Annotated in this window: 19 protein-coding genes; 2 read left to right on the forward strand and 17 right to left on the reverse strand. The window is 68.3% G+C overall.

What is annotated here, in order from left to right; genetic code table 11:
- Positions 1 to 5 precede the first annotated feature (5 nt).
- The 3 genes from LTH93_RS09120 to LTH93_RS09130 form a co-directional block, all read right to left on the reverse strand.
- Positions 6 to 965, reverse strand: a complete 960-nt coding sequence (locus tag LTH93_RS09120) for a VOC family protein (RefSeq protein WP_241470767.1) — start codon at positions 963 to 965, stop codon at positions 6 to 8.
- Positions 962 to 2,131 carry a maleylacetate reductase gene (locus LTH93_RS09125; RefSeq protein WP_241470768.1) on the reverse strand — a complete coding sequence of 390 codons (1,170 nt, stop codon included), beginning with the start codon at positions 2,129 to 2,131 and terminating at the stop codon, positions 962 to 964. Before LTH93_RS09125 ends, LTH93_RS09120 begins: the two co-directional genes overlap by 4 nt.
- Positions 2,132 to 2,323: 192 nt before the next feature.
- Positions 2,324 to 3,703 (reverse strand): sugar porter family MFS transporter, encoded by a 1,380-nt coding sequence (locus tag LTH93_RS09130; protein WP_241465735.1) that lies wholly within the window; start codon positions 3,701 to 3,703, stop codon positions 2,324 to 2,326.
- A 102-nt stretch (positions 3,704 to 3,805) separates the two neighbouring features.
- Here LTH93_RS09130 and LTH93_RS09135 point away from each other — a divergent pair, with 102 nt between their 5' ends.
- Entirely contained in the window at positions 3,806 to 4,270 is a 465-nt protein-coding gene (locus LTH93_RS09135) for a GNAT family N-acetyltransferase (protein WP_241465734.1), read from the forward strand.
- A gap of 16 nt (positions 4,271 to 4,286) precedes the next feature.
- On the opposite strand, the gene LTH93_RS09140 is transcribed toward LTH93_RS09135, so the two are convergent.
- The 4 genes from LTH93_RS09140 to LTH93_RS09155 all read right to left on the reverse strand — a co-directional run bounded on the left by LTH93_RS09140 (position 4,287) and on the right by LTH93_RS09155 (position 8,326).
- Complete coding sequence (locus LTH93_RS09140) at positions 4,287 to 5,453, reverse strand: acyl-CoA dehydrogenase family protein (RefSeq protein WP_241470769.1); 1,167 nt, start codon at positions 5,451 to 5,453, stop codon at positions 4,287 to 4,289.
- Between the two features lie 97 nt (positions 5,454 to 5,550).
- Positions 5,551 to 6,465 (reverse strand): HpcH/HpaI aldolase/citrate lyase family protein, encoded by a 915-nt coding sequence (locus tag LTH93_RS09145; RefSeq protein ID WP_241465731.1) that lies wholly within the window; start codon positions 6,463 to 6,465, stop codon positions 5,551 to 5,553.
- Between the two features lie 89 nt (positions 6,466 to 6,554).
- On the reverse strand, positions 6,555 to 7,514 hold the full coding sequence (locus LTH93_RS09150) for an electron transfer flavoprotein subunit alpha/FixB family protein (RefSeq protein ID WP_241465730.1): 960 nt from the start codon (positions 7,512 to 7,514) through the stop codon (positions 6,555 to 6,557).
- Entirely contained in the window at positions 7,511 to 8,326 is an 816-nt protein-coding gene (locus tag LTH93_RS09155; RefSeq protein WP_241465728.1) for an electron transfer flavoprotein subunit beta/FixA family protein, read from the reverse strand. The genes LTH93_RS09150 and LTH93_RS09155 overlap by 4 nt, the downstream gene beginning before the upstream one ends.
- A 310-nt stretch (positions 8,327 to 8,636) precedes the next feature.
- Here LTH93_RS09155 and LTH93_RS09160 point away from each other — a divergent pair, with 310 nt between their 5' ends.
- Positions 8,637 to 9,572: a sunset domain-containing protein gene (locus tag LTH93_RS09160; protein WP_241470770.1), complete on the forward strand. Its 936-nt coding sequence runs from the start codon at positions 8,637 to 8,639 to the stop codon at positions 9,570 to 9,572.
- Between the two features lie 84 nt (positions 9,573 to 9,656).
- Here the strand turns inward: LTH93_RS09160 and LTH93_RS09165 are convergent, their stop codons facing one another.
- From LTH93_RS09165 to araB, 10 genes are all read right to left on the reverse strand, one after another.
- Positions 9,657 to 10,892, reverse strand: a complete 1,236-nt coding sequence (locus tag LTH93_RS09165) for an alpha-hydroxy acid oxidase (RefSeq protein WP_241470771.1) — start codon at positions 10,890 to 10,892, stop codon at positions 9,657 to 9,659.
- 147 nt (positions 10,893 to 11,039) lie between these two features.
- Positions 11,040 to 11,267: a hypothetical protein gene (locus LTH93_RS09170; RefSeq protein WP_241470772.1), complete on the reverse strand. Its 228-nt coding sequence runs from the start codon at positions 11,265 to 11,267 to the stop codon at positions 11,040 to 11,042.
- A gap of 118 nt (positions 11,268 to 11,385) precedes the next feature.
- Entirely contained in the window at positions 11,386 to 11,889 is a 504-nt protein-coding gene (locus LTH93_RS09175) for a DUF421 domain-containing protein (RefSeq protein ID WP_241470773.1), read from the reverse strand.
- A gap of 64 nt (positions 11,890 to 11,953) precedes the next feature.
- Positions 11,954 to 14,179 (reverse strand): SMP-30/gluconolactonase/LRE family protein, encoded by a 2,226-nt coding sequence (locus LTH93_RS13505; RefSeq protein ID WP_370642737.1) that lies wholly within the window; start codon positions 14,177 to 14,179, stop codon positions 11,954 to 11,956.
- Positions 14,180 to 14,410: 231 nt separating this feature from the next.
- Positions 14,411 to 15,592 carry a multiple monosaccharide ABC transporter permease gene (gene mmsB / locus LTH93_RS09190; protein ID WP_241470774.1) on the reverse strand — a complete coding sequence of 394 codons (1,182 nt, stop codon included), beginning with the start codon at positions 15,590 to 15,592 and terminating at the stop codon, positions 14,411 to 14,413.
- 3 nt (positions 15,593 to 15,595) lie between these two features.
- Entirely contained in the window at positions 15,596 to 17,137 is a 1,542-nt protein-coding gene (gene mmsA / locus LTH93_RS09195) for a multiple monosaccharide ABC transporter ATP-binding protein (protein ID WP_241470775.1), read from the reverse strand.
- 120 nt (positions 17,138 to 17,257) lie between these two features.
- Entirely contained in the window at positions 17,258 to 18,418 is a 1,161-nt protein-coding gene (chvE, locus tag LTH93_RS09200; RefSeq protein ID WP_241470776.1) for a multiple monosaccharide ABC transporter substrate-binding protein, read from the reverse strand.
- A gap of 78 nt (positions 18,419 to 18,496) precedes the next feature.
- Complete coding sequence (gene araA, locus LTH93_RS09205) at positions 18,497 to 20,023, reverse strand: L-arabinose isomerase (protein ID WP_241470777.1); 1,527 nt, start codon at positions 20,021 to 20,023, stop codon at positions 18,497 to 18,499.
- Positions 20,020 to 20,793 carry an L-ribulose-5-phosphate 4-epimerase gene (locus LTH93_RS09210; RefSeq protein WP_241465719.1) on the reverse strand — a complete coding sequence of 258 codons (774 nt, stop codon included), beginning with the start codon at positions 20,791 to 20,793 and terminating at the stop codon, positions 20,020 to 20,022. Before LTH93_RS09210 ends, araA begins: the two co-directional genes overlap by 4 nt.
- Positions 20,790 to 22,469, reverse strand: a complete 1,680-nt coding sequence (gene araB / locus LTH93_RS09215) for a ribulokinase (RefSeq protein WP_241465718.1) — start codon at positions 22,467 to 22,469, stop codon at positions 20,790 to 20,792. The genes LTH93_RS09210 and araB overlap by 4 nt, the downstream gene beginning before the upstream one ends.
- Positions 22,470 to 22,598 lie beyond the last annotated feature (129 nt).

Below are 22,598 nucleotides of genomic sequence, written 5' to 3' on the forward strand. Positions count from 1 at the left end.
GCGGATCAGTCGTCCACGCGCAGCGGCTCGAGCTGGGACATGATGTGCTCGCGCTCGTGCTCGAACTGCGCGGGCAGCATGAACTTCCGGCCCAGCTCCTCGGGGGACTCGTCGCAGTCCCAGCCGCCGTCGGCGTGGGTGACCGCGAGCTCGAACAGCGCCCCACCGGGTGTGCGCACGTAGTGGGACTTGAAGTAGGTGCGGTCCTTCAGCTCGGAGATGTCGGTGTAGCCGGCGCCCTCGATCTCGAACTTCGAGGCCTCCTGGTTCTCCAGGGTGTCGAAGTTCCAGGCGAAGTGGTGATAAGTTCCTGCCGCGAAGCGCCAGGTGCCCTGATCATCGGTGCGATTGCCGCGCAGCTGCACCCAGTTGCCGAACTCATCGGAGCCGACCTTGAACCGGGCGACGTCGCCGGCTTCGGCGATCTCCCCGCCGAGGAAGAACACGTCCTTGGCGAAGTCCACCATCCGGTCCTGGTCATAGACGTGGATGCCCATGCCGTAGATCCCGTGCACCGCGTGCTCCGGCGGCACCCCGTGGCCGGGGTGGCCCACGCGGGAGTCGCCGTGGACGCCCACGAGCACGTATTCGAGCCCACAGGGGTGGTTGAACGCCAGGCGCCGCTCGCCGAAGAGCTCCGACTGCTGGTGTTCGATCTGCATGGAGCTCAGTCGCCGCACCCAGAAGTCCATCGAGCCGGCGGGCACCGCGAGCATCACCTCGCGGGCCTGGTTGGTGCCGCGAGTGCCGAAGCGGCCCTGCTGCGCCCAGGGGAAGGTGGTGACCACGGCGGAGGGGTCGCCGTCGGCGTTGGAGTAATAGAGGTGGTAGATCGGGATGGAGCCGTCGTAGAGCACCGTCTTCTTGATGAAGCGCATGCCTAAGACCTTGGTGTGGAAGTCCACATCCTCCTGCGCCCTGCCGACGGAGAGCGTCACGTGGTGGGAGCCGAGCAGATACGTCATGATGATGCCCTTCCATGGAGGTGACCGCTGCGATCTGGGACTGAGTTGATCTGGGACTGGAGTGATCTGGCGTCGTCGTCGCGCTGGACGGGCCCGGCCAGCGTGGCGGGATCATCGCCGGCCCACGCGGCGCGGATCAGCCGGACGGCGTCGTCTGGAGTCATCGCGCGCGGGTTGCTCGCCGGGACGACGCCGAGGATCAGCTCAGCAGCACGTCCAAGGTCCGCTTCCTTCAGTCCGTGTTCGCGCAGCGCACGCGGGGCGTCGACCCTGCTGCGCAGCCGTTCCAGTCCGGCGGTCGGGTCCGCGACACCGAGCGCCGCCGCGATGCGCTCCCCAGCCTCAGGTGCTGACGGCAGGTTGAACGCGAGCACGTAGGGCAGCATCACGGCGTGGGTCTGGGCGTGGGGCAGGCCGAAGGATCCCCCCAGCACGTGGCAGATCTTGTGGTGCAGGCCTGAGCCCGCTGAGGCGAAGGCCGTGGCGGCGAGATACGCGCCGTACTGGAGCTGCTGGCTCCCCTCGGGGCTGTGGATCGACCCCTCGGCGAGCTGCGCCATCCCCCGATTCAGGGCGCGGATGGCTTCTGCGGACCAGAGGCTGTTCAACGGATCCGCGCGGGGGGCCCAGAAGGAGTCGATGCAATGGGCCAGCGCATTCATCCCGGAGGCGCTGGCCAGCTCGGCCGGAAGATCACGGACCAGCTCGACGTCGTAGACCACGCTTCGGGGCAGGACCACGTCGTCGGTGCCGGTGGCCTTGAGCCCGGTCTCGGTGACGCCCCAGATATTGGTCGCCTCCGAGCCGGCGTAGGTGGTGGGCACCGCGATGATCGGGGCGCGGGTCTTCAGGGCGACCGCCTTGCCGAGCCCGATGGCGGAGCCGCCGCCGACGCAGAGGATCAGATCGGCCTGGGCCTGTGTCGCGGCGTCGCAGGCCCGCTCCACGTCCTCCACCGGGACGTGCTGACGGGCGCCGTCGAGCCGGTGGGCGATCCGCAGCGTGGCATGGAGCGCGTCGGCGGCGACCTCGGCGCTGCCCGAGGCGATGAGCAGAATCTGCTGGGCGCCCATCCGCTTCGTCTCGCTGCGCACATCGGCGGTCAGGTTCCCGGCGCCGAAGTGCACCCGCTGACCCAGCGTATGGTGGCTGAAGCTCATGGTCATGTGGTCTCTTCTCCCGCGGCGGCGTCAGGACTGCAGACGCTGTGAGGGCGCCGCAAACTTCGGACAGCTGTCCGAGGGCCATTATGTGGCGGGAACCACATCGACTGTCAAGGGTTTGCCGGTTCGAGGCAGTGGTGTTGATTGCCTTCAGTCCTGGTCAGCGCCGATCACCCTGACCGTTTCCTGCACCGTTCAGCCCGCTCGGCGGAACGCGGTCTCGATCTGCTCCAGCGTGCGCTCCTTGGTCTCAGGGACCTTCTTCCAGGTGAAGATGAAGGCGGTGAAGCAGATGACGGCGAACCCGGCGAAGATCCAGCCCACCCCGAAGGCGGCGAGCGCCGTGGGGAACAGCAGCGAGACCAGGCCGTTGGCCAGCCAGTGCGCGGTGGTCACCACGCCCATCGCGGCCGCGCGCACGCCCAGCGGGAAGATCTCCCCGAGCACCACCCAGACCAGGGCGCCCCAGCTGACCTGGAACATGAAGATGAACACCGCCAGGCAGGACAGGGTGGCGATGCCCAGCGCGCCGAGTCCGTCGGGAGCCGGCATGACCAGGTTCACCACGGCGAGCACCGCGAGCGCCAGCGAGGTGCCCAGCGCGCCGACCAGCAGCATCGGGCGGCGCCCCCAGCGGTCGGTGTAGGTGATCGCGACCCAGACCGCGGCGATGTTGAGCGCACCGATGATCAGGTTGGAGCCGATCGCTCCCTCATCGGAGAAGCCGACGTTCTGCAGCGTGGTGGGCGCGTAGTAGAGCACCGCGTTGATGCCCATGACCTGCTGATAGACCCCCAGCCCGAACCCCACCCCGAGGATCGAGAGCACCCAGGGGCGGCGCAGCGCGCGCAGGCCTGAGACGCCGTCGCGCTTCTCCGCCTCATGGACCTCGTGGATCTCACCGAGTTCCCGGCGGGCCTCCTCGGGAGTGCGGTCGCGCAGCAGCATCGTTTCGGCCTCGGCCTCCCGGCCGCGGTGGACCAGCCAGCGCGGGGTCTCGCGCACCACGGTCAGTCCCAGCGCGAAGAGCACCGAGGGGATCACCGAGAGTCCCAGCATCCAGCGCCAGGACTCCACCGGGGCGAAGGCCACTCCGACGACGAACCCGAGGAACTGACCGATCACGATCGCCAGCACATAGGAGGCGGTGACTCGTCCGCGGATCCGCGCCGGAGCGATCTCGGAGAGATACACCGGGAGTACGACGGCGGCCAGACCAGTGCCCAGCCCGACCACGAGCCGGGCGGCGAACAGCACCTCAGCGTTGGGTGCGAAGGCCATGCCCAGCGGGGCGATCAGGAACAGCGCAGCGGTGACCAGCAGCACGGCTCGTCTGCCGTAGCGGTCGGAGAGCTGACCGCCGAGGCAGGCGCCGATGGCGGCGCCGACCATCAGGCCGGTGACGATCCCGCCTTCAGCCCAGCTGCTGAGCTCGAAGTCCCGGCGCAGGTATACCAGCGCCGCGGAGATCACTCCGGTGTCATAGCCCCAGTTCAGTCCGCCGAGGGCGCCGAAGAGATAGATCAGGGTGGAGCCTCGGCGTCGCTGCGTGGCCGTGGGTGCTGCTGTGCTCATGCTGTTCCGTTCTGCTGCTGTGCTCCAGGTCCCAGGCGCTGACCTGCGCATGGAACGCAAGTCAGACTAGTCTGCGAAGCCACCGGTGGCAGAATGTCGAGCATGCGCATCACCGAGGGGACCCTGGATCATCCGGCTGTGCGGGAGCTCATCGCCGAGCACCTGCGCGATATGCATGCCACCTCCCCGCCGGAGAGCATCCATGCGCTGGACCTCGATGCCCTGACCGGGCCCGGGATGACGTTCTGGAGCGCGTGGTTCGACCCCGAGGAGGTGCTTGCCGGGTGCGCCGCGCTCAAGGAGCTGGATCCCGCGCACGGGGAGATCAAGACGATGCGCACCTGCGCCGCGGCGCGCGGGCGGGGCGTGGCCGACACGATGGTGGAGCATCTGGTGAGCGTGGCGAGTGCTCGCGGCTACGCCAGGCTGAGCCTGGAGACCGGCGTGGAGGACTATTTCGCCGCCGCGCGCAGGCTCTACCGGCGGCACGGGTTCACCGAGTGCCCGCCGTTTGGCAGCTACGTGCCGGATCCGAACAGCGTGTTCATGACCCGGATGCTGGGCTGATCAGCGCGGTTCTGAGTCACCGCGGTTCTGAGGCGATGGTCTCCTTGAGGATCTCGCTGGTCCCGCCGAAGATCGTGAGCAGCCGCACCGCGAGGTAGGCCTGCGCCACCGGGTAGTCCAGGATGTAGCCGTAGCCGCCGTGGAGCTGCAGGCACGCATCCACCGCTGTCTTGGCCTGCTCGCTGGCCCAGAGCTTCGCCTTCGACGCGTTGATCAGGTCCAGCTCTCCGGCATTGAAGTCCGCCACGGCCGCGGCGACATAGCGCTGGGTGGCTTCGAGTCCCACCTGCAGCTCGGCGAGCTGGAACCGGGTGTGCTGATATTCGCTCACCGGCTGGCCGAAGGTCTGCCGCTCGGCGACGTAGCCGCGGGTCTGGCGCAGCACCTCGGCGGTGATCACCGCGGCTGAGGTGGCGATGCCGAGCCGGCCCTGGGGCAGGATCGCCTTGGCGTGCTGCAGCCCCCGGCCCGCTTCACCGATCAGGTTCGCCGCGGGGATCTGCACCCCGGCGAAGAACAGCTCGGCGGTGTCGGAGGCCTTGAGCCCCATCTTCTCGAGCTGGCGTCCGGGCTGGTATCCGGGGTTGTCCTGCTTCTCGACCAGGAACAGGCTGAAGGAGCTCTCGGTCCCGCGCTGGCGGACATCGGAGCCGTCGGTGCGGGCCAGCACCAGGGCGCCGTCGCCGGAGATCCCGTTGCCGATGAAGGTCTTCTGCCCGTCGAGGGTCCAGCCGCCGTCGTCGTTCTTGACTGCCCTGGTGCGCACCGCGCGCAGGTCTGATCCGGCGCCGGGCTCGGTGAACGCCACCGAGGAGACGAAGGATCCGTCCATGAAGCGGGGCAGCCAGGCCGCCTGCTGATCGGCGGAGCCGAACTTCAGCAGCGCCGGGAGCACCCAGTCGTCGTGGAGGTGGAGGGCCAGCGAAACCGCGAGCGCGTCGGCGCGGGCCAGCTCCTCATCGAGGATCATCCGGAACCGGTAGTCGCCGAGCCCCATGCCCCCGTGCTCCTCGTCCACAGCGAGCCCCAGCAGCCCGTTCTCCGCGGCGGCGAGCCACAGCGAGCGGTCGATCATGTGCGCGGACTCCCAGCCGTGGTGATGCGGGGTGACCTCGCGGGCGACGAATTCGCGCACCACCTCGCGGAACTCCTCGTGGATCTCCTCGTAGAAACCTGCAAACATCGTGGGCGGGTCACCTTTCGGGCGGTGCGGGGAGCCTGCGCTGAGACTCAGGCGAGCGGGCGGGTGGGGCGAGGCGGGCGGTGCGGTGCGGCGAGGCTCAGGCGACTTTGCCGATGGACTCGAAGCGGGTGAGGATGCGCTGGACCTGGATGATCACCGGCATGTCGATCATCTCACCGCGGAAGCTGAACGCGCCGGCGAGCTCCGGGTCCGCCCGATGCCCGGCGCCGGGTGCCAGTCCGGCGGCGTTCTCGAAGGCGGCGATGACGCCTTTGGCCCATTCCAGGTCGCTGGCGGTGGGCGTATAGGCCTTGCGGATCGGGGCGATCTGCTTGGGGTGGATGCAGGCCTTGCCGATGAACCCGGAGGCGCAGGCGTCCTCGGTCTCCACGGCCAGGCGCTGCAGGTCAGGGACCCGGGTGAAGACGGCGTCGATGATCGGCACCCCCACGGCGCCGGCGGTGAGCAGCAGCCGGTTGCGGGTGAAGCGGATGATCTCGCGCTGCGAGCCGTCGTTGTTGCGCGAGGTGGTCCCGCCGATGCCGGCGATCAGGTCCTCGGTCCCCCAGAGCAGCGCCACGGTGGCCGGGTGCTGGGCCAGGGCCAGGTCGTTGAGCACCCCCACCGGGGTCTCGATCTGCGGGATCAGCCCGACGCCGGGCAGCGCTGCGGCGACCTGGTCGAGGACCTCGGTCCGTTCGGCCTTGGCGATGACCACATGGCTGATCTCGGTGCCGGAGATCGCGCGCAGGTCCTCCTCCAGCTCGCCCGAGGCCGGCGCGTTGACCCGCACCAGGGTCCGCCGCGGGTCGAGAGACTGGTCTCCCCAGTTCAGCGCCTGCACCATGTTGTTCCGGGCGATGTCCTTCTCCCCGGAGATCACGGCATCCTCGAGATCGATGATCACGGCGTCAGCAGACCCGGCGGCCTTCACGAAGAACTCGGGGCGACTGGCCGGGCAGAACATCAGGGCGGGGCCCAGCGCGAAGCGAGCCTTGGTGGGGTGAGGCATGTGTCTTCTCCGAGCGTGATCGGCGTGGTGAGCGTGGGCGTGCCGGGACTCCCGTGAGGCCGGCTCTGGTGCGGTGCGGCCGCGCGGGGTCATCCCCTGCGCCGGCGCAGCTCCTCGATCATCTGCGGGATGACATCATGCAGGTCCCCCACCACGCCGAAGTCGGCGATCTCGAAGACCGGGGCGTCCTCATCCTTGTTGATCGCCACGATGGTGCCCGCGGTCTGCATGCCGGCGCGCTGCTGGATCGCCCCGGAGATGCCTGCGGAGATGTAGAGCTGCGGGGAGACGGTGACCCCGGTCTGGCCCACCTGGGCGGCGTGTTCGATCCAGCCGGCGTCGGTGGCTGCGCGAGAGGCGCCCAGTCCCGCGCCGAGCTCGTCCGCGAGCTCCTCCAACGCGGTGAAGTCACCTTCGACGCCGCGGCCGCCGGCGACGACCACGCGCGCCTCGGCCAGGGCGGGGCGTGCGGAGACGCTCAGAGCGGTGCGTTCGAGGATCTCGACGCCGCCGACGGAGGGCCGCACCGGCAGCACCGTGCCGTCGGGCTGATCCCCGGCGTGCAGGAGCGCGTCGACGCGCTGCGGGTCGAGGTTGTTCGGCTTGAAGGTCGCGACGAGCGGCCGGCCCGGGGCGGGGATGAGCTGGGACATCGTGGTGTAGGAGCCGGCCAGCTCGGACTTCGTGGCGACCAGCTCGCCGTTGAGCGCCCCGACGCCGCAGATGATCCCGGTGTCCAGCCGGACGGCGAGTCGGGCCAGGGCGTCGGTGATGTCTGCGGTGGAGGAGCCCAGGATGACCTCGGCGCCGCATTCGGCGACGGCGGTCTCGAGCAGGTCCACCACGGCGACCTCGGGGGCGGGCAGGCTGCTCTCGGCGAAGTAGACCTCGCCGATGTCGCTGATCGCCAGCGCCGGGGTGGGATCCCCCTGGTAGGCGCCGACGGCCACATGGACATCGCCCAGCGACTGCGCCTGGGCGATCAGCTCGCGCTGTGCCGGGCTCAGCGCGTCGCCGAGCTCATCGAAGAAGACCAGGACATTGCTCACAGCAGACGCTCCTTCGCCAGGAATTCGACGACCTTCAGGCCGGCGTCCCCTTCATCGATGATGATCTCTCCCGCTGTGCGCGGCGGGCGCGCCGTGGTGGTCAGCACGCGGACCTTCGCGGTGACCTCCTCGGGGCGCAGCCCGATGTCGGCGAGGTTCCATCGGGTCAGCGGCTTCTTCTTCGCCGCCATGATGGCCTTGAAGTTGGGGTAGCGCGGGTCGTTGGCCTGATCGGTGACCGAGACGACGGCGGGCATCCGCACCGCGACCTTCTGCGACTCGGTGCCGCCGGAGCGGGTGACGAGCAGCCGGTCCGGCGCCAGCTCGAGGCTGGTGGCGTAGGTGACCACGTGGGCGCCAAGACGTTCAGCCAGCTGGGCGGGGATCGCGCCGGACTCACCCTCCTCGGAGGCCATGCCGGTGAGCACCAGGTACTCGGGCTCGCCGGAGTCGAACTCGCCGGCTCCCGCGACGGCCTCCACGGCGGCCTTCAGCGCCACGGAGCTGGCCCAGATGTCTGCCCCGATCAGGGCCTCGTCGGTGAGCTGGTAGGCGTCGTCGGCGCCGATCTGCAGGGCCTTCTTCACGGCGGTGCTGGATCCGGCGGGGCCCATGGTCAGCGCGGTGACCCGGACCTCACGGTCCTGGGCGGCCTCGCGCAGCTGCAGCGCGGCCTCCAGCGGGTATTCATCCAGTTCGCTGAGCACGCCCTCGGAGCGGTCGATGCGCCCCTCGGCGTCGTACCGGCGCTCCAGCTGGGCATCGGGGACCCATTTGACCAGGGTGATGATGTGCAGGGGTGCATTCACCATGCGGTGCTCCCGCCTCACTCTCGAAATGTGTGGAGTATCAGACCTTGTCCATGGTCGCATGAAACGCGGTTCCTGGCAGGGTCGTGAAGCCCTGCGACACCGGCCTAGAACCCCGCCCGCCCCACCATCCTGGGTGGTTGAGTTCTCCGGTGGATACGTTCCCGCCAGAAAACTCAACCAGCCGGGAGGGATTGGGGTCCACGGGCGGGTGGATATCGGCTTGTTTGACTATATGATCACTCTGTTCAGGAGCAGATCCGGGTGCCGCCCCGTTCCGCGCAGTGGACGCCTCACACTGGAGACGAATGCCATGGGGACCTCCCAGCATTGGCGGACCATCACCACGGTCCTGACCACCACCGTATTGGCCGCCACTCTGATCGGCGCCTCCGCGCCGCCCCCAGCGACGACGACGCAGCTCACCCACTCCGTGCTCAGCGCCTCCGCGCCGGCAGCGGTCCAGGTGACCGGGGCCCCGGCGTCGTCGATGATCTCAGCCGCGCCCGCCGTCGCGCCCACCACGAGCCGCCCCGCGGCGAAGACCCTGCGGGCTCCCACTCCTGCGATCTCCGGTGCGGCCGCCGTGGGTACGAAGCTCATCGCGAGGCCGGGCGCCTGGACCAGCGGGACCTCGCTGAGCTACCGCTGGCACGCCGAGGACAGGGCGATCAGCGGCGCGACGCGAAGCACCTTCACCCCGAGCACCGCGCAGCAGGGAAAACGGATCACCGTGCAGGTGACCGGAAAGCGCTCCGGATACGCCACGGCGTCGAAGACCTCGGCGGCCACGCTGAAGGTGGCGCGATCCTCCGCCCCTCGGGTGACCGGCTCGGCCGTCACCGGGAAGACCGTCTCGGCCAGCGTCGGGACCTGGACGCCCTCGACGTCGTTCTCCTACCAGTGGCGCGCCGACGGCACCTCGATCAAGGGGGCGACCAGCCGGACCTATAAGGTCGCCAACGCCCACCAGGGCAAGAAGCTCTCGGTGCGGGTGACCGGCAAGAAGTCCGGGCACACCACCCTGACCCGCACCTCGGCGTCGACCGCGGCGGTGAAGAAGGCGACCAGCGTGCAGATCACGTCCTCGACCTTCCACTGCCCGAAGGGCTACCCGGTCAAGGGCAACGCGGACTCCGGGATCTACCACGTGCCCAGCGGGGCCTACTACACCCGGACCAAGCCCGAGGAGTGCTTCGCAACCGAAGCCGCCGCCCGCAACGCCGGGTACCGCAAGTCCAAGCGCTGAGCCCCCACTCCTCCCGGGCGGTTGAGTAATCCGGTCGCAACATAACCACCGGAGAACTCAACCACCCGGGAAGGGTGGGCAGCATCAGCGGGCGCGGGGGACCAGGCGTTCGAGCTGGGTCACGTGCTTGGGCTGGAGCTCCGCGAGGTTCGGCACCTCCAGCAGCTTCATGGTGCGCTCGACCTGATCAGCCAGGATCTCGATCGTCCGATCCACCCCGGCCCGACCACCGGCCATCAGTCCGTAGAGATACGCCCGCCCGATCAGGGTGAACTTCGCGCCCAAAGCGATCGAGGCCACGATGTCCGCGCCGTTCATGATCCCGGTGTCGATGGTCACCTCGAGATCCTCCCCGACCTCGCGCACCACCTCGGGCAACAGGTGGAACGGCACCGGGGCTCGGTCCAGCTGCCGGCCACCGTGGTTCGAGAGCACGATCCCGTCCACCCCGAGGCCCGCGAGCTTCTTCGCGTCTTCGACGTTCTGGACCCCCTTGACCACCAGCTTGCCGGGGAACAGGTCGCGGATGATCTTCAGGTCATCGAAGCTGATCGAGGGGTCCATCGCCTTGTCCAGCATCTCCCCCACCGTGCCCCCGGTGGAGGTCAGCGAGGCGAACTCCAGCGGCGGGGTGGTCAGGAAGTCATACCACCACCAGGGCCGCGGGATCGCGTTGAGAACGGTGCCCAGGCTCAGCTGCGGCGGGATCGAGAACCCGTTGCGCTTGTCCCGGAGCCGGGCCCCGGCCACCGGGGTGTCCACGGTGAAGAACAGCGTGTCGAACCCGGCCTTGCCAGCGCGTTCGGTGAGGTCATAAGAGATCTCCCGGTCCTTCATCACATAGAGCTGGAACCAGTTGCGTCCGTGCGGGTTCGCCTCTTTGACCGCCTCGATGGACGTGGTGCCCAGCGTGGAGAGGGTGAACGGGATCCCCGCCGCCCCGGCCGCGGTGGCCCCGGCGATCTCGCCCTCGGTCTGCATCAGCCGGGTGAACCCGGTCGGGGCGATCCCGAAGGGCAGCGCGGAGGTCCCGCCGAAGATCTCACAGGAGGTGTCGACCTGCGAGACATCGCGCAGGATCGAAGGGTTGAACTCGATGTCCTGGAACGCCTCCCGCGCCCGGGTCAGCGAGAACTCGCCTTCGGCGGCGCCGTCGGTGTAGTCGAATGCGGCCTTCGGGGTGCGCCGCTTGGCGATCTTGTGCAGATCCTCGATGGTCAGCGCCGCGGCGAGCCGTCGGCGGGAGGCGTTGAAGTCGAACTTCTTGAACTTCATCAGCGGCGCGATGTCGCGCGGCTTGGGCAGTTGACGCTGAACCATTGAATGCTCCTAGGCCGGTCTCAGGACTGTGGGCGGTACGTGATGACGCGCATCTGATGTCGTACTTGGCTCTCACGATGCCACCGAACCGGCCAGAAGCCCACCACCTGGTCATCTACAGGTGACCCCCCTCAGTACGACACCCGCTCATCGAAGATCCAGCGGGACCGCACTCGGGCGATCCGCCCGGGAGGCGATGTTCACCGGTGCTTCGGTCTCAGCGGCGGTGAACACCCCGGCCATCACTTCGAGCACATGCAGACCCAGGGCGCGGCCGAGCGTGGGACCGCGATCGAGCCTTCGGTGCCGTGGACCTCGATCGGGGCGGCCGGCAGGCCGCAAGCTGGGCTGGTGAACTTCGGTCGAATCGGTCAACCGGGCTCCTCGGCGGCACCTGAATGCGCGCTGCGTCACCGCGCAACGAATGCCATTTGAACCTTCCGGGGGCCCGGCTCGGCCCGGGTGCTTCGACCCGGAGGTTCCGCGCGGGTGCTCAGTCAAGGTCGCTCAGGGCTGAGCTGTCACCGATGTTCTGCGTCGAGATCACACTGAGCGTGCCGTTGGTCTCGAGCACGACGGCGGCGATGCTGCTCAGGTCTCCCGAGCCGCTGCTGCGAATGGCCTGGTGCACCTCCGAGGCCGAGAGCCGGTTCCGGCGCAGCTCTTCCTGCTGCATCTGCCCCTCGTGGAACACCACGGCGGGACGGGCCGTGATGAGCGTCCGGAACTTCGGGGCTCGGGCAGAGATCCAGGCAAGGACGAACTGCAGACTCGCGAGCAGAACCAGCGCCAGCGCACCTTCGGACCAGGAGACGTCGCTGCTGAGCAGGATGGTCGCCAGCACGGAGCCGAGAGCCACCGTGACGATGAAGTCGAAGGCATTGAGCTGGCTCAGCGTCCGCTTCCCCGACAGGCGGATCACCAGGATCAGCACCGCGTAGGCGGCCATGCCGATCAGCAGCACCCGGCCCAGGTCTGACCACGTATCGAACCACATGTGCGTCTCACTCTCCGGCGTCGGCGACGCCCTGGTTGGCTGGTGCCCTGCGGTCGGTGATGTCCTAGCTGCGCGGCTCCGAGCCGAAGAGCAGCTCGTTCAGGAACGCATTGCGGAACGTGCCCTGCGGGTCGAGCCTCTCAGCCAGGCGCGTGAAGTCCCCGACCCGCGGGTAGAAGCTGGCGATGTCGGTGGTGGCGAAGCGTTTGCCCCAGTGCGGCCGGGCTCCGAGCGGCAGCAGCTGCTCCTCCAGGCGTGGCAGCAGCGCGGCCACCTCCGCTTCACGCTGGAGCCAGGTGAAGTGGAACCCGACGGTCTCCCGGCCTGAGGCGCCGCTCATCCACTGCTCATCGGCTGTCATCGTGCGGATCTCGCTGATCAGCAGCAGCGGCTCGATCTCCGCGGCGAGGGCGCGCATCCTGCGCAGCCCCTCCACGGCGTGCTCGCGTGGAAGCAGGTACTCGCTCTGCAGCTCATCGCCGTTGCTGGGGGTGAAGTCCAGCCGGAAGTGCGGCAGGCGCTGGTCCCAGCTGCCCCACCGCCCACCCTGCTCGGTGGCGAACTCCGGGGGCCCTCCGGCCAGCCCGATGTCCTCGCGCCGGGCGGCGACGCCGAGCACCTCCGCCGGAGGCTCTTCGGTGGACTTCATCCAGACCAGTCCGAAGTCCTCTCCGGCCCAGCGGGTGAACAGGCTCACGCTGTAGGCCGCCTTGGTGAGCTCCTCGAAGTTCTCCAGCACGCCCTCCCAGCTGACCCCGTCATAGATGTCCTGGCGCACCTCAAAGCTGGGGACGACGTCGAGGGTCAGCGTGGTGACCACGCCCAGGGCACCGAGGCTGACCACCGCGCCGTCGAAGTCTGCGTCGCCGCGGCTGAAGGTGTGCACGCTGCCGTCGGCGAGGACCAGGTCCAGGCTGCGCACCGAGGAGGCCAGCGGCGGGTTGCGGTCACCGGAACCGTGCGTGCCGGTGGCCACCGAGCCGGCCACGGTGATGTGCGGCAGCGAGGCCATGTTCGGCAGTGCCCATCCCTCGGCCTGCAGCGCGGCGGCGAGGTCTCCGTAGCGGGTGGCCGCGTCGAAGGTGACGGTGCGCGCCTGCGCGTCCAGGGTGAAGATCCGCGGCATGGCAGTGAGCTCGATCAGGGTGCCGGTGGTGTCTGCCACGGAGCTGAAGCTGTGCCGGCTGCCCAAGGCCTTGACCTGTGCAGACTCAGCGACCAGACGGGCAAGCTCCTCCAGGGAGCGTGGACGTTCCAACCGGGCCGCGGAGTACGTCAGGTTCCCGGCCCAGTTGACCTGGGGCTCCTGCGCGGAGCTGCGCAGATGGCTGACTGCGGGGCGGCCTGCCACGCTGACCTCGGCGGTGATCACTCGGCCGTCGTGGTCGGCGGGTTCTTCCAGGCCTTCGGTGGCGGAGGTGACCATCACCCGGTACGGCGGTGCCGCGCTGAGCGCGATGCTGGTGGGCTGCCGCACCGGGACCGGGATCCGTTCGAGCAGCTCCCCCTCCGCGGAGTAGCGGTGCAGGGCGGAGGCGCCCCAGACGGCGGACCAGAGGCAGTCCTCGGCGTCGACGGTCATCCCGTCGGGGCCGCCCTCGCTGATGTGGATGAAGTCCTCGCCGGCGTCGAGCTCACCGGTGGAGATGTCCACCCGGTAGCGGCGGATCCACCCGGTGGGGGTGTCGGAGAGGTACATGGTCTTGCCGTCGGCGCTGAAGGCCGGCCCGTTGGGAATGGCCAGGTCCTCGAGCACGATGTGGATGGACCCATCGGGGTCCAGGCGCAGCAGGAAGCCCTGCCCGGCCTCGCCGTCATAGGCCATGGCGCCGGCCCAGAAGCGGCCGTGCGGGTCGGCGACGGCGTCGTTCATCCGCAGCGGCACCGAGGACCGGTCCGCGGCAGGTTGACCCAGCGTTTCGACGACCTCCAGCTCACCGGTGGCTGAGCGATCCAGCAGGGCCAGGCCCTTGCCGAGCGCGGCGACCCAGCGGCCGTCGGGGGCGCAGCTGTGCTGACGCACCGGGGCCACCGCGCCGAGCGGCTCCTGGACACGCCCCTGCAGGGTCAGTCCGGCGCCGGGTTCGGCCGAGGTGGAGTACAGGCAGCCGTCCATGATGTCGACCAGCACGAAGGGGTGCTGGGCGGTGCCCGGCTGCTCCTGCTGCGGGACCGGGCTGATGCCGGTCTCCAGGAAGCGCGCGCCCTCGCCGAGGAAGAGTCGCCGCTCGTCGACCGGGGCCCAACCGCTGACTACTACCGATGTGTGCCGTGCGGAATCGATGTTCATTCCCTCATACTTCCAGAAGCAGGCGGCGTCACAGTGAGGCACCTCGCCCAGTCGCCGTCGAGTGTGGGGGCAGGGGCCGGAACCGCCCGACACGCCGGGAGAACGGCCCCCCAACCCCCCCCGCCCTGCCGCGGTTTTGGTTGGTTTGGGGCCTGCCCCGGGCCTGACCGGCCGGAAGACCTGCCCAGATCGCACACTCGATGGCCTCACCGGGTCTACCTCCGAGCGGCGTCAGCTGCTCACAGATGACCGCTTCTTGCTCCAGACGTCGAAGGCCACGGCCAGCACCAGCACCACGCCGCGGACGACGTTCTGGGTGGACTGGTCGATCCCCAGGATCTGCATGCCGTTGGACATCACGGCCATGATCAGGCCGCCGATAATGGCGCCCTGGACCTTGCCGACGCCGCCGGTGACCGCCGCGCCGCCGATGAACGCCGCAGCGATCGCGTCGAGCTCGAACATGTTGCCAGCCGCCGGCTGCGCCGAGTTGGACCGCGCCGAGTAGACGATGCCGGCGATGGCCGCCAGCACGCCCATGTTGACGAAGAGCATGAAGTTCACCCGCTTGGTCTTCACGCCGGAGAGCTTGGCGGCCTCGAGGTTGCCGCCCATGGCGTAGATGTGGCGCCCGAAGACGGTGCGCTGGGTGACGAATCCGTAGATCAGCACCAGTGCGGCGAGCAGGATCAGCACGATCGGCATGCCGCGCGCATTGGCCAGCTGCCAGCCGAAGGCCATGATCACAGCAGTCACCAGGAGCACCTTCACGGCGAAGAGCCACAGCGCCTCCACAGGCTGCTTGTACTCGAGCTTGCGCATCCGCACCCGCCACTGCTGGACGCCGAAGCCGACTGCTGCCAGCGCGAAGATCAGCAGGGTGAACACGTCATAGCCGGGACCACCGAGCAGGCCGTTGAGGAAGCCGCCGGAGATCTGCCGGTACTCGTTGGGGAACGGGGAGAGCGAGACGTTGTCCAGCACCTGCATGGCGAGCCCGCGGAAGATCAGCATGCCGGCCAGGGTCACGATGAACGCCGGGATCCCCACGATCGCCACCCAGAAGCCCTGCCAGATGCCCACCAGGACACCGGTGATGAGTGCGGCGATGATGCCGACCCACCAGGGCATTCCCTCACGGATCACGACGACGGCGGCCACCGCCCCGGTGAGCGCCACCACCGAACCTACGGAGAGGTCGATGTGACCGGCGACGATGATCATCACCATGCCGATCGCCAGGATCAGGATGTACGAGTACTGCAGCACAAGGTTCGTGATGTTCCCAGGGCTCAGCAGCGTGCCACCGGTGAGCACCGTAAAGAGCAGGACGATGAACACGAAGGCGATGTAGATGCCGCTCTGACGCAGATTCCGCGTCATGAGCTCGATGAGATTAGATGTACCGGTCATGCCTCAGTCCCTCTCCATAGTCATGAGCTCCATGAGGCGCTCCTGGGTGGCGTCTTCCACGGGAAGCTGCCCGGTGATGCGGCCTGCGGACAGCGTGTAGACGCGGTCACACATGCCCAGCACCTCGGGCAGCTCTGAGGAGATGACGATGATCGCCTTCCCCGAGGCGGCCAGTTTGTTGATGATCGAATAGATCTCGTACTTCGCGCCGACGTCGATGCCTCGGGTCGGCTCGTCCAGGATCAGCAGCTCGGGCTCGGTGTAGAGCCACTTGCTCAGCACCACCTTCTGCTGGTTGCCTCCGGAGAGCTTGCCGATGACCGACATGACAGTCGGTGCCTTGATGTTCATCGAGGTGCGGTAGCGCTCGGCGACCGCGATCTCCTCGTTGTCGTTGATCCACCCTCGCGGGGCGACCCGCTTCAGTGCCGCCGCGGTGATATTGCGGCGAATGTCATCGATCAGGTTGAGCCCGTAGCGCTTGCGATCCTCGCTGACGTAGGCGATGCCCGCCTTGATCGCGTCCGCGACGCTGTCCACCTTGACCGGCTTCTTGTGCATATAGACGGTGCCGCTGATGTCGCGCCCGTAGGACTTCCCGAAGACGCTCATCGCCAGCTCGGTGCGGCCGGCGCCCATGAGGCCGGCGATGCCGACGACCTCCCCGGCGCGGACGTTCAGCGAGGCACCGTCGACGACCTTGCGTTCCCGCTGCGTCGGGTGGCTGACGTGCCAGTCCTCCACTCGAAAGACCTCCTCGCCCAGCGTCACATCGCGCCCCGGGTACATGTTCTCCATGTCCCGGCCGACCATGCCGCGGATGATCCGGCGAGTGAGATCCTCACCGTTGCGAGTGGCTTCGGCCATGTCGATGGTCTCCACGGTGCTGCCATCACGGATCACGGTGGTGGAGTCGGCCACCGCCGCGATCTCGCCGAGCTTGTGCGAGATGATGATGCAGGTGACACCTTCCTCCCGCAGATCTCGGATGAGACCGAGCAGGTGGGCGGAGTCATCGTCGTTCAATGCCGCCGTGGGCTCGTCGAGGATCAGCAGCTTGACGTTCTTGCTCAGTGCCTTGGCGATCTCCACCAGCTGCTGCTTGCCCACGCCGAGGTGGCCCACAGGGGTGACCGGGTTCTCACGCAGACCGACCTTGTCCAGCAGGGCCGCAGCCTCCAGATTGACCTCGTGCCAGTTGATGATTCCTGCGCGGCTCTTCTCGTTGCCCAGGAAGATGTTCTCCGCCACGGAGAGATGCGGCACCAGCGCGAGCTCCTGGTGGATGATGACGATGCCGAGAGCCTCGGACTCGTTGAGCGAGGCGAAGCTCACCTGTTTGGACTCGAAGTGGATCTCGCCCTCGTAGGTCCCCGCCGGGTGGACCCCGGAGAGCACCTTCATCAGGGTGGACTTTCCTGCGCCGTTCTCGCCACAGACCGCGTGGATCTCCCCCCGACGCACCTGAAGGTTCACGTCGTCCAGCGCCACCACCCCTGGGAACGTCTTGGTGATGGAGCGCATCTCGAGGATGTTCTCGTTCATGGGCCCTCCTTAGGACCTCTGCAGAAGGTCGGGCCCGGGGCTTCCACCCCGGACCCGACCGGTGAGACTGCTGAGCGGTGCTCAGCTCAGTGGTAGATCGGGCTCAGCGCCACATCAGGGTCACTGCTGGCCGGACTCGACCTGCTCCTCGGTGTAGTACTCGGAGTCCACGAGGATCTCCTCGTAGTTCTCCTGCAGGATCATCTCCACCGGCAGCAGGTAGGAGGGGATGACGGCGGAGCCGTTGTCGTAGCTCTCGGTGTCATTGGCCTCGGGCTCTTCCCCGTTGAGGAAGGTGTCCGCCGCGTTGACGGCCTGCTCGGCGAGCAGGCGGGTGTCCTTGAAGATGGTGGAGTGCTGCACGCCTTCGGCGATCAGCGAGACCGTGGCGATCTCGGCGTCCTGACCGGTCACGATCGGCAGACCGTCTTCGATGGTGTCTCCCAGCCCGTCGCTGCGCAGGGCGTTGATGATGCCGCGGGAGAGCGGATCCGCCGGGGAGAGCACGCCGTGCAGCTCCTCCTCACCGCGGTAGGTGCTCGTGAGCAGGTTCTCCATGCGCTCCTGGGCGGTCTCCTGCTCCCAGCGCTGGGTGGCCGCCTGGTCGATCGTGGTCTGACCCGAGGGAACAGCGATGGTCTCATCCTCGATATAGGGCTCGAGCACGTCCATCGCGCCGTCCCAGAAGAACCGCGCGTTGTTGTCATCGAGGGAGCCGGCGAAGAGCTCGACGTTCAGCGTCTCCTCCGGGGCGTCATCGGCGGGCTCGAAGTCCTCATCCAGGATTCCGAGGCCGTAGAGCAGCGCATTGGCCTGCTCCTGGCCCACGGCGAAGTTGTCGAAGGTGACGTAGAAGTCGACGTTCTCGCTGTTGGTGAGCAGTCGGTCGTAGGAGATCACCGGGATCCCCGCGGCATCGGCGGCGTCGAGCTGGCTGGTCAGCGCCGAGCCGTCGATGGAGGCGATGATCAGCGCGTCCATGTCCTGGGTGATCATCTGGTCGATCTGCTGCTGCTGGGTGGGGATGTCGTCGTCGGCGTACTGCAGGTCCGCGTTGTAGCCGAGCTCTTCCAGGCCGTCCTCCACGGCCGCGCCGTCGTTGAGCCAGCGCTCGTAGGTCTGCGTCGGCATCGACACGCCGACGGTCATGTCCTCGGGTGCGGCGTCTCCGCCGCCGGTGTCGTCTCCGCCTTCACTGCCAGCGCCGCCTCCCGCACATGCGGTGAGACCCAAAACCAGGGCGGCCGAGACGCCCAGCATCTTCATTGATCGGTTCTGCATGATTTTTTCCTCCTGGGTTTCGTGCCTGCCCCTGCGGTAGACACGTGGTGCGAATGAGTGGGTCATGTGCGCGCTGGGCTAGAGTCCCTGCGCAAGTCGGTGGTAGGCGGCGTTGAAGCGCAGCTCTTTGGCGAACCCGCGGGCGGTGGTGGCCGCATCGATGATCGCCAGCTCCATCCCAGCGATCTCGGCCAGATCCTCGAAGGCCTGGACTCCGGCGCCGGTGGAGAGCACCGTGTGGTGCGCAGCCCCGGCGGTGAGCCAGCAGGTCGCAGAGGTCGCGAAATCTGGACGCGGCTCCCACACCGCACGGGCCACCGGAAGATTCGGCAGCGGCTCGTCCGGGGGAACCAGGTCCACCAGGTTCGCGGTGAGCCGGAAGCGTTCGCGCAGATCAGACATGGCGACGACGAGGCCCTCGCCTGGATCGGTGTCGAAGACCATCCGCACCGGGTCCTCCCGGCCCCCGATGCCCAGCGGGTGGATCTCGATCCGCGGGGTCGACGTGGTCAGCGAGGGGCAGATCTCGAGCATGTGCGCACCGAGGATCTTCTCCTTCCCCGGGGTCATCTCGTAGGTGTAGTCCTCCATCAGCGAGGCGCCCCCGGGCAGACCGTGCCCCATGACCTTCGCCGCGCGGACCAGCAGGGCGGTCTTCCAGTCCCCCTCCGCGCCGAAGCCGTAGCCGGCCGACATCAGCCGCTGCACGGCCAGCCCGGGAAGCTGGCGCAGCCCGCCGAGGTCTTCGAAGTTGGTGGTGAACGCGGAGAACCCGCCCTCTTGGAGGAAGGAGCGCATCCCGGCCTCCTGGCGGGCCGCGTAGGCCAGCGACTCCCGACGCTCACCGCCGGCCTGGAGTTCAGCGGCGACGTCGTAGTGGGCGTCATACTCGGCCAGCAGCGCCTGCACCTCTTCTTCGGACACGGCCTCGACGCGTGTCACCAGGTCGTTGACCGCCCAGGTGTTGATCGAGGTGCCCAGCCGGATCTCGGCCTCGGTCTTGTCCCCCTCGGTGACCGCGACGTTTCGCATGTTGTCCCCGAACCGGCACACCCGCATGTTCTGAAGCGCGTTCCACCCGGCGGCGGCGCGCGCCCAGGTGCCCACCTCGGTCTGGACCCGGGGGTCGGTGCTGTGTCCGACCACGGTCTTCCGACGCACCCCGGTGCGGGTCGCGATGTAGCCGAACTCGCGGTCCCCGTGGGCGGCCTGGTTCAGGTTCATGAAGTCCATGTCGATCTGCCCCCAGGGCAGCGCCATGTTCGCCTGGGTATGGAAGTGCAGCAGCGGCTTGGCCAGCGCCTCGAGCCCGGCGATCCACATCTTCGCCGGGGAGAATGTGTGCATCCACACGATCACCCCGAGGCAGTTCTCATCGGCGTTGGCCGCCAACGCGGCGGTGCGGATCGCGTCGCGCTCGGTGAGCACCGGCTTCCACACGATCTCCACCGGGATCTGGTCCGCGCCGTCGAGGGCGGCGCTGACCTGCTGGGACTGCTCGGCGACCTGATCCAGGGTCTCGGGCCCGTAGAGGCCCTGGGAGCCGGTGAGGAACCAGATGGACCTGCCCTCGAAAGGCGAGGAAGCCGGGGTGTGGAAGCTCATGCGTGGTCCTTCTGTCCATAGACGTTCTGATACCGCGCGTAGAGCGCGTCGATCTGGTGCTGGGCGATCCGCTGCGGCTCCCCGTAGGCGCGGGCGAGGTGCACGGTGCGCGCGACCTCTTCACAGAGCACCGCCGCCTTCACCGCTTCCTTGGCATCACCGCCGATGGTGAAGGGACCGTGGCGGTCCATCAGCACCGCCTTCGACCGGGAGGCCTGGAGGGTCTCCACGATGCCGCGGCCGATGGAGTCGTCCCCGATCAGTGCGAAGGGCCCGACGGGGACGTCTCCGCCGAACTCATCGGCCATCATGGTCAGCACGCACGGGATCGCTTCGCCCCGGGCGGCCCAGGAGGTCGCATACGGGGAATGGGTGTGGACCACCCCGCCGATGTGGGGCATGTGCCGGTACACATAGGCGTGGGCGGCGGTGTCGGAGGAGGGGCTGAGCCCGATGGAGGTGTCGTCGTCGACCTTGACCCCGTCCAGAGTGCAGACCACCATGTTCCCCGGGCTCAGCTCGTCATAGCTGACCCCGGAGGGTTTGATCACGAAGAGTCCCGAGGTCTCACCTGAGACGTGCTCCGAGGCGTGGGCGGCGAGCTCTTCGGCCTCTTCAGAGAGGTCCACCCGCGCCGAGACGTTGCCCGCGGTCCAGGCCACCAGGTCATTGCGGGGCAGCTCGGCATGCAGGCCGGCCACGGTCTCCCGGGCTGAAGCGATGGCCTCCCTGGCCGAGGCCGAGAAGGCGTTCAGATGCAGGGCGTTCATGCGCTGACCTCCTGGTGGTGTGCCCGGCGCCGGATGGCCTTGAGCCGGCGCATCACGTCGTTGCCGCCGCGGCCGAAGTGGTCGTGCAGCGCGCGGTATTCGGCGTAGAGCTCGTCATATGCGGCGGCCGCCTCCGGCTGTGGGGTGTAGGCGTTCTTTCGGCGGCCGCCCATGACGGCGCCGGCGGCGGAGGCGTCCGGGTAGGCGCCCGCGGCGACCGCGGCGTGGATGGCCGAGCCCAGCGCGGGCCCCTGGGTGGAGACGATGGTCGAGATCGGAAGCCCGGTGATGTCGGCGTAGAGCTGCATCAGGAAGGAGTTGCGCAGCAGTCCCCCGGCGACGACGAGCTCGGTCACCGGGACGCCGGAAGCGTTGAATGCCTCGATGATGGTGCGGGTGCCGAAGGCGGTGGACTCCAGCAGGGCGCGGTAGCCGTCCTCCGGCTTGGTGGCCAGGGTCTGGCCGAGCACCAGCCCGGAGAGCTCGTGATCCACCAGCACCGAGCGGTTGCCCGAATGCCAGTCCAGGGCGACCAGTCCATGGGCGCCGACCGGCTGGGCCGCAGCCTTCTCGGTGAGCAGCTCGTGGACGCTCAAGCCGCGGGTCTCGGCCTCGGCGCTGACACTTCCCGGCACCTGGTTCTCCACGTACCAGGCGAAGATGTCGCCGACGCCGGACTGTCCTGCCTCATAGCCCCAGAGCCCGTCGGTGATGCCGCCGTGGACGGCGCCGCACATGCCCGGCACCTCGGCCAGGTGGTCTCCGTTCATCACGTGACAGGTGGAGGTGCCCATGATCGCGACCATCTGCCCGGGCGCCACAGCGTCGGCGGCCGGAGCAGTGACGTGGGCGTCCACATTCCCGACGGCGACGGCGATGCCCTCGGGCAGCCCGGTCCACTCCGCCGCGGTGGCGCTCAGCCCACCGGCACGCTCGCCGAGCTGGCCGATGCGGTGGTCGAGCTTCTCTGCCACGAAGCCGGAGAACTCCGGGTTCAGGGCGGCGAGGAAGCCGGCGTCCGGGTAGGTCCCGTCCTGGTAGATGCCCTTGTAGCCGGCGGTGCAGGCATTGCGCACGTATTCCCCGGTCAGCTGCCAGACGATCCAGTCGGCGGCTTCCACCCAGTGGTCCATCGCTGCGTAGATCTCGGGGTCCTCCTCGAGGACCTGCAGACCCTTGGCGAACTCCCATTCGGAGGAGATGAATCCGCCGTAGCGTCGGATCCAGGATTCCCCGCGAGAATGGGCCAGCTCATTGATCCGGTCGGCCTGGGCCTGGGCGGCGTGGTGCTTCCAGAGCTTCACGTAGGCGTGGGGCCGGTCGGCGTACTCGGGCAGCTCGCTCAGCGGGGTGCCCTCGGTCGTGGTGGGCACCATGGTGCAGGCGGTGAAGTCGGTGGCGATGCCGATGACCTTCTCGGCCGCGACCCCGGCCTGGCGCAGCGCCTCAGGCACCGCGGTCTTCAGCACGTCGACGTAGTCACCGGGCACCTGCAGCGCCCATTCCGGGGGCAGCGGCTCCCCGCGGTGCGCGGTGAGTCGGCTGTCCATGACCGCGTGGCCGTAGTCATGAACGGCGGAGCCGAGCTCTGCGCCGTCGCTGACCCGGACCACCAGGGCCCGTCCCGAGAGCGTGCCGTAGTCGACACCGATGACGACCGCGTCCGCAGCAGACATGGAACACCGTTCTTCCTTGCACTGGATCTGGCTCCGGGCCGGGCATGGCCGCGAGCTGCACGTGAACATGACCTGAGTCACGTGATCTACGTCTCAGCAATGTTAACGTTAACATCGCCTTGCGCGTCA

Source organism: Nesterenkonia sp. DZ6, from assembly GCF_022565835.1.
Classification (GTDB): domain Bacteria; phylum Actinomycetota; class Actinomycetes; order Actinomycetales; family Micrococcaceae; genus Nesterenkonia.

What these genes read in the sequence shown, in the direction of transcription:
- araB (WP_241465718.1), bottom strand. Translation starts at nt 22,469, where the DNA reads ATGTCTGCTGCGGACGCGGTCGTCATCGGTGTCGACTACGGCACGCTC.
- LTH93_RS09165 (WP_241470771.1), bottom strand. Translation starts at nt 10,892, where the DNA reads ATGGTTCAGCGTCAACTGCCCAAGCCGCGCGACATCGCGCCGCTGATG.
- LTH93_RS09210 (WP_241465719.1), bottom strand. Translation starts at nt 20,793, where the DNA reads ATGAACGCCCTGCATCTGAACGCCTTCTCGGCCTCGGCCAGGGAGGCC.
- LTH93_RS09125 (WP_241470768.1), bottom strand. Translation starts at nt 2,131, where the DNA reads ATGACCATGAGCTTCAGCCACCATACGCTGGGTCAGCGGGTGCACTTC.
- LTH93_RS09145 (WP_241465731.1), bottom strand. Translation starts at nt 6,465, where the DNA reads ATGCCTCACCCCACCAAGGCTCGCTTCGCGCTGGGCCCCGCCCTGATG.
- LTH93_RS09155 (WP_241465728.1), bottom strand. Translation starts at nt 8,326, where the DNA reads ATGGTGAATGCACCCCTGCACATCATCACCCTGGTCAAATGGGTCCCC.
- LTH93_RS09130 (WP_241465735.1), bottom strand. Translation starts at nt 3,703, where the DNA reads ATGAGCACAGCAGCACCCACGGCCACGCAGCGACGCCGAGGCTCCACC.
- LTH93_RS09140 (WP_241470769.1), bottom strand. Translation starts at nt 5,453, where the DNA reads ATGTTTGCAGGTTTCTACGAGGAGATCCACGAGGAGTTCCGCGAGGTG.
- LTH93_RS09160 (WP_241470770.1), top strand. Translation starts at nt 8,637, where the DNA reads ATGGGGACCTCCCAGCATTGGCGGACCATCACCACGGTCCTGACCACC.
- mmsB (WP_241470774.1), bottom strand. Translation starts at nt 15,592, where the DNA reads ATGACCGGTACATCTAATCTCATCGAGCTCATGACGCGGAATCTGCGT.
- mmsA (WP_241470775.1), bottom strand. Translation starts at nt 17,137, where the DNA reads ATGAACGAGAACATCCTCGAGATGCGCTCCATCACCAAGACGTTCCCA.
- chvE (WP_241470776.1), bottom strand. Translation starts at nt 18,418, where the DNA reads ATGCAGAACCGATCAATGAAGATGCTGGGCGTCTCGGCCGCCCTGGTT.
- LTH93_RS13505 (WP_370642737.1), bottom strand. Translation starts at nt 14,179, where the DNA reads ATGAACATCGATTCCGCACGGCACACATCGGTAGTAGTCAGCGGTTGG.
- araA (WP_241470777.1), bottom strand. Translation starts at nt 20,023, where the DNA reads ATGAGCTTCCACACCCCGGCTTCCTCGCCTTTCGAGGGCAGGTCCATC.
- LTH93_RS09135 (WP_241465734.1), top strand. Translation starts at nt 3,806, where the DNA reads ATGCGCATCACCGAGGGGACCCTGGATCATCCGGCTGTGCGGGAGCTC.
- LTH93_RS09120 (WP_241470767.1), bottom strand. Translation starts at nt 965, where the DNA reads ATGACGTATCTGCTCGGCTCCCACCACGTGACGCTCTCCGTCGGCAGG.
- LTH93_RS09175 (WP_241470773.1), bottom strand. Translation starts at nt 11,889, where the DNA reads ATGTGGTTCGATACGTGGTCAGACCTGGGCCGGGTGCTGCTGATCGGC.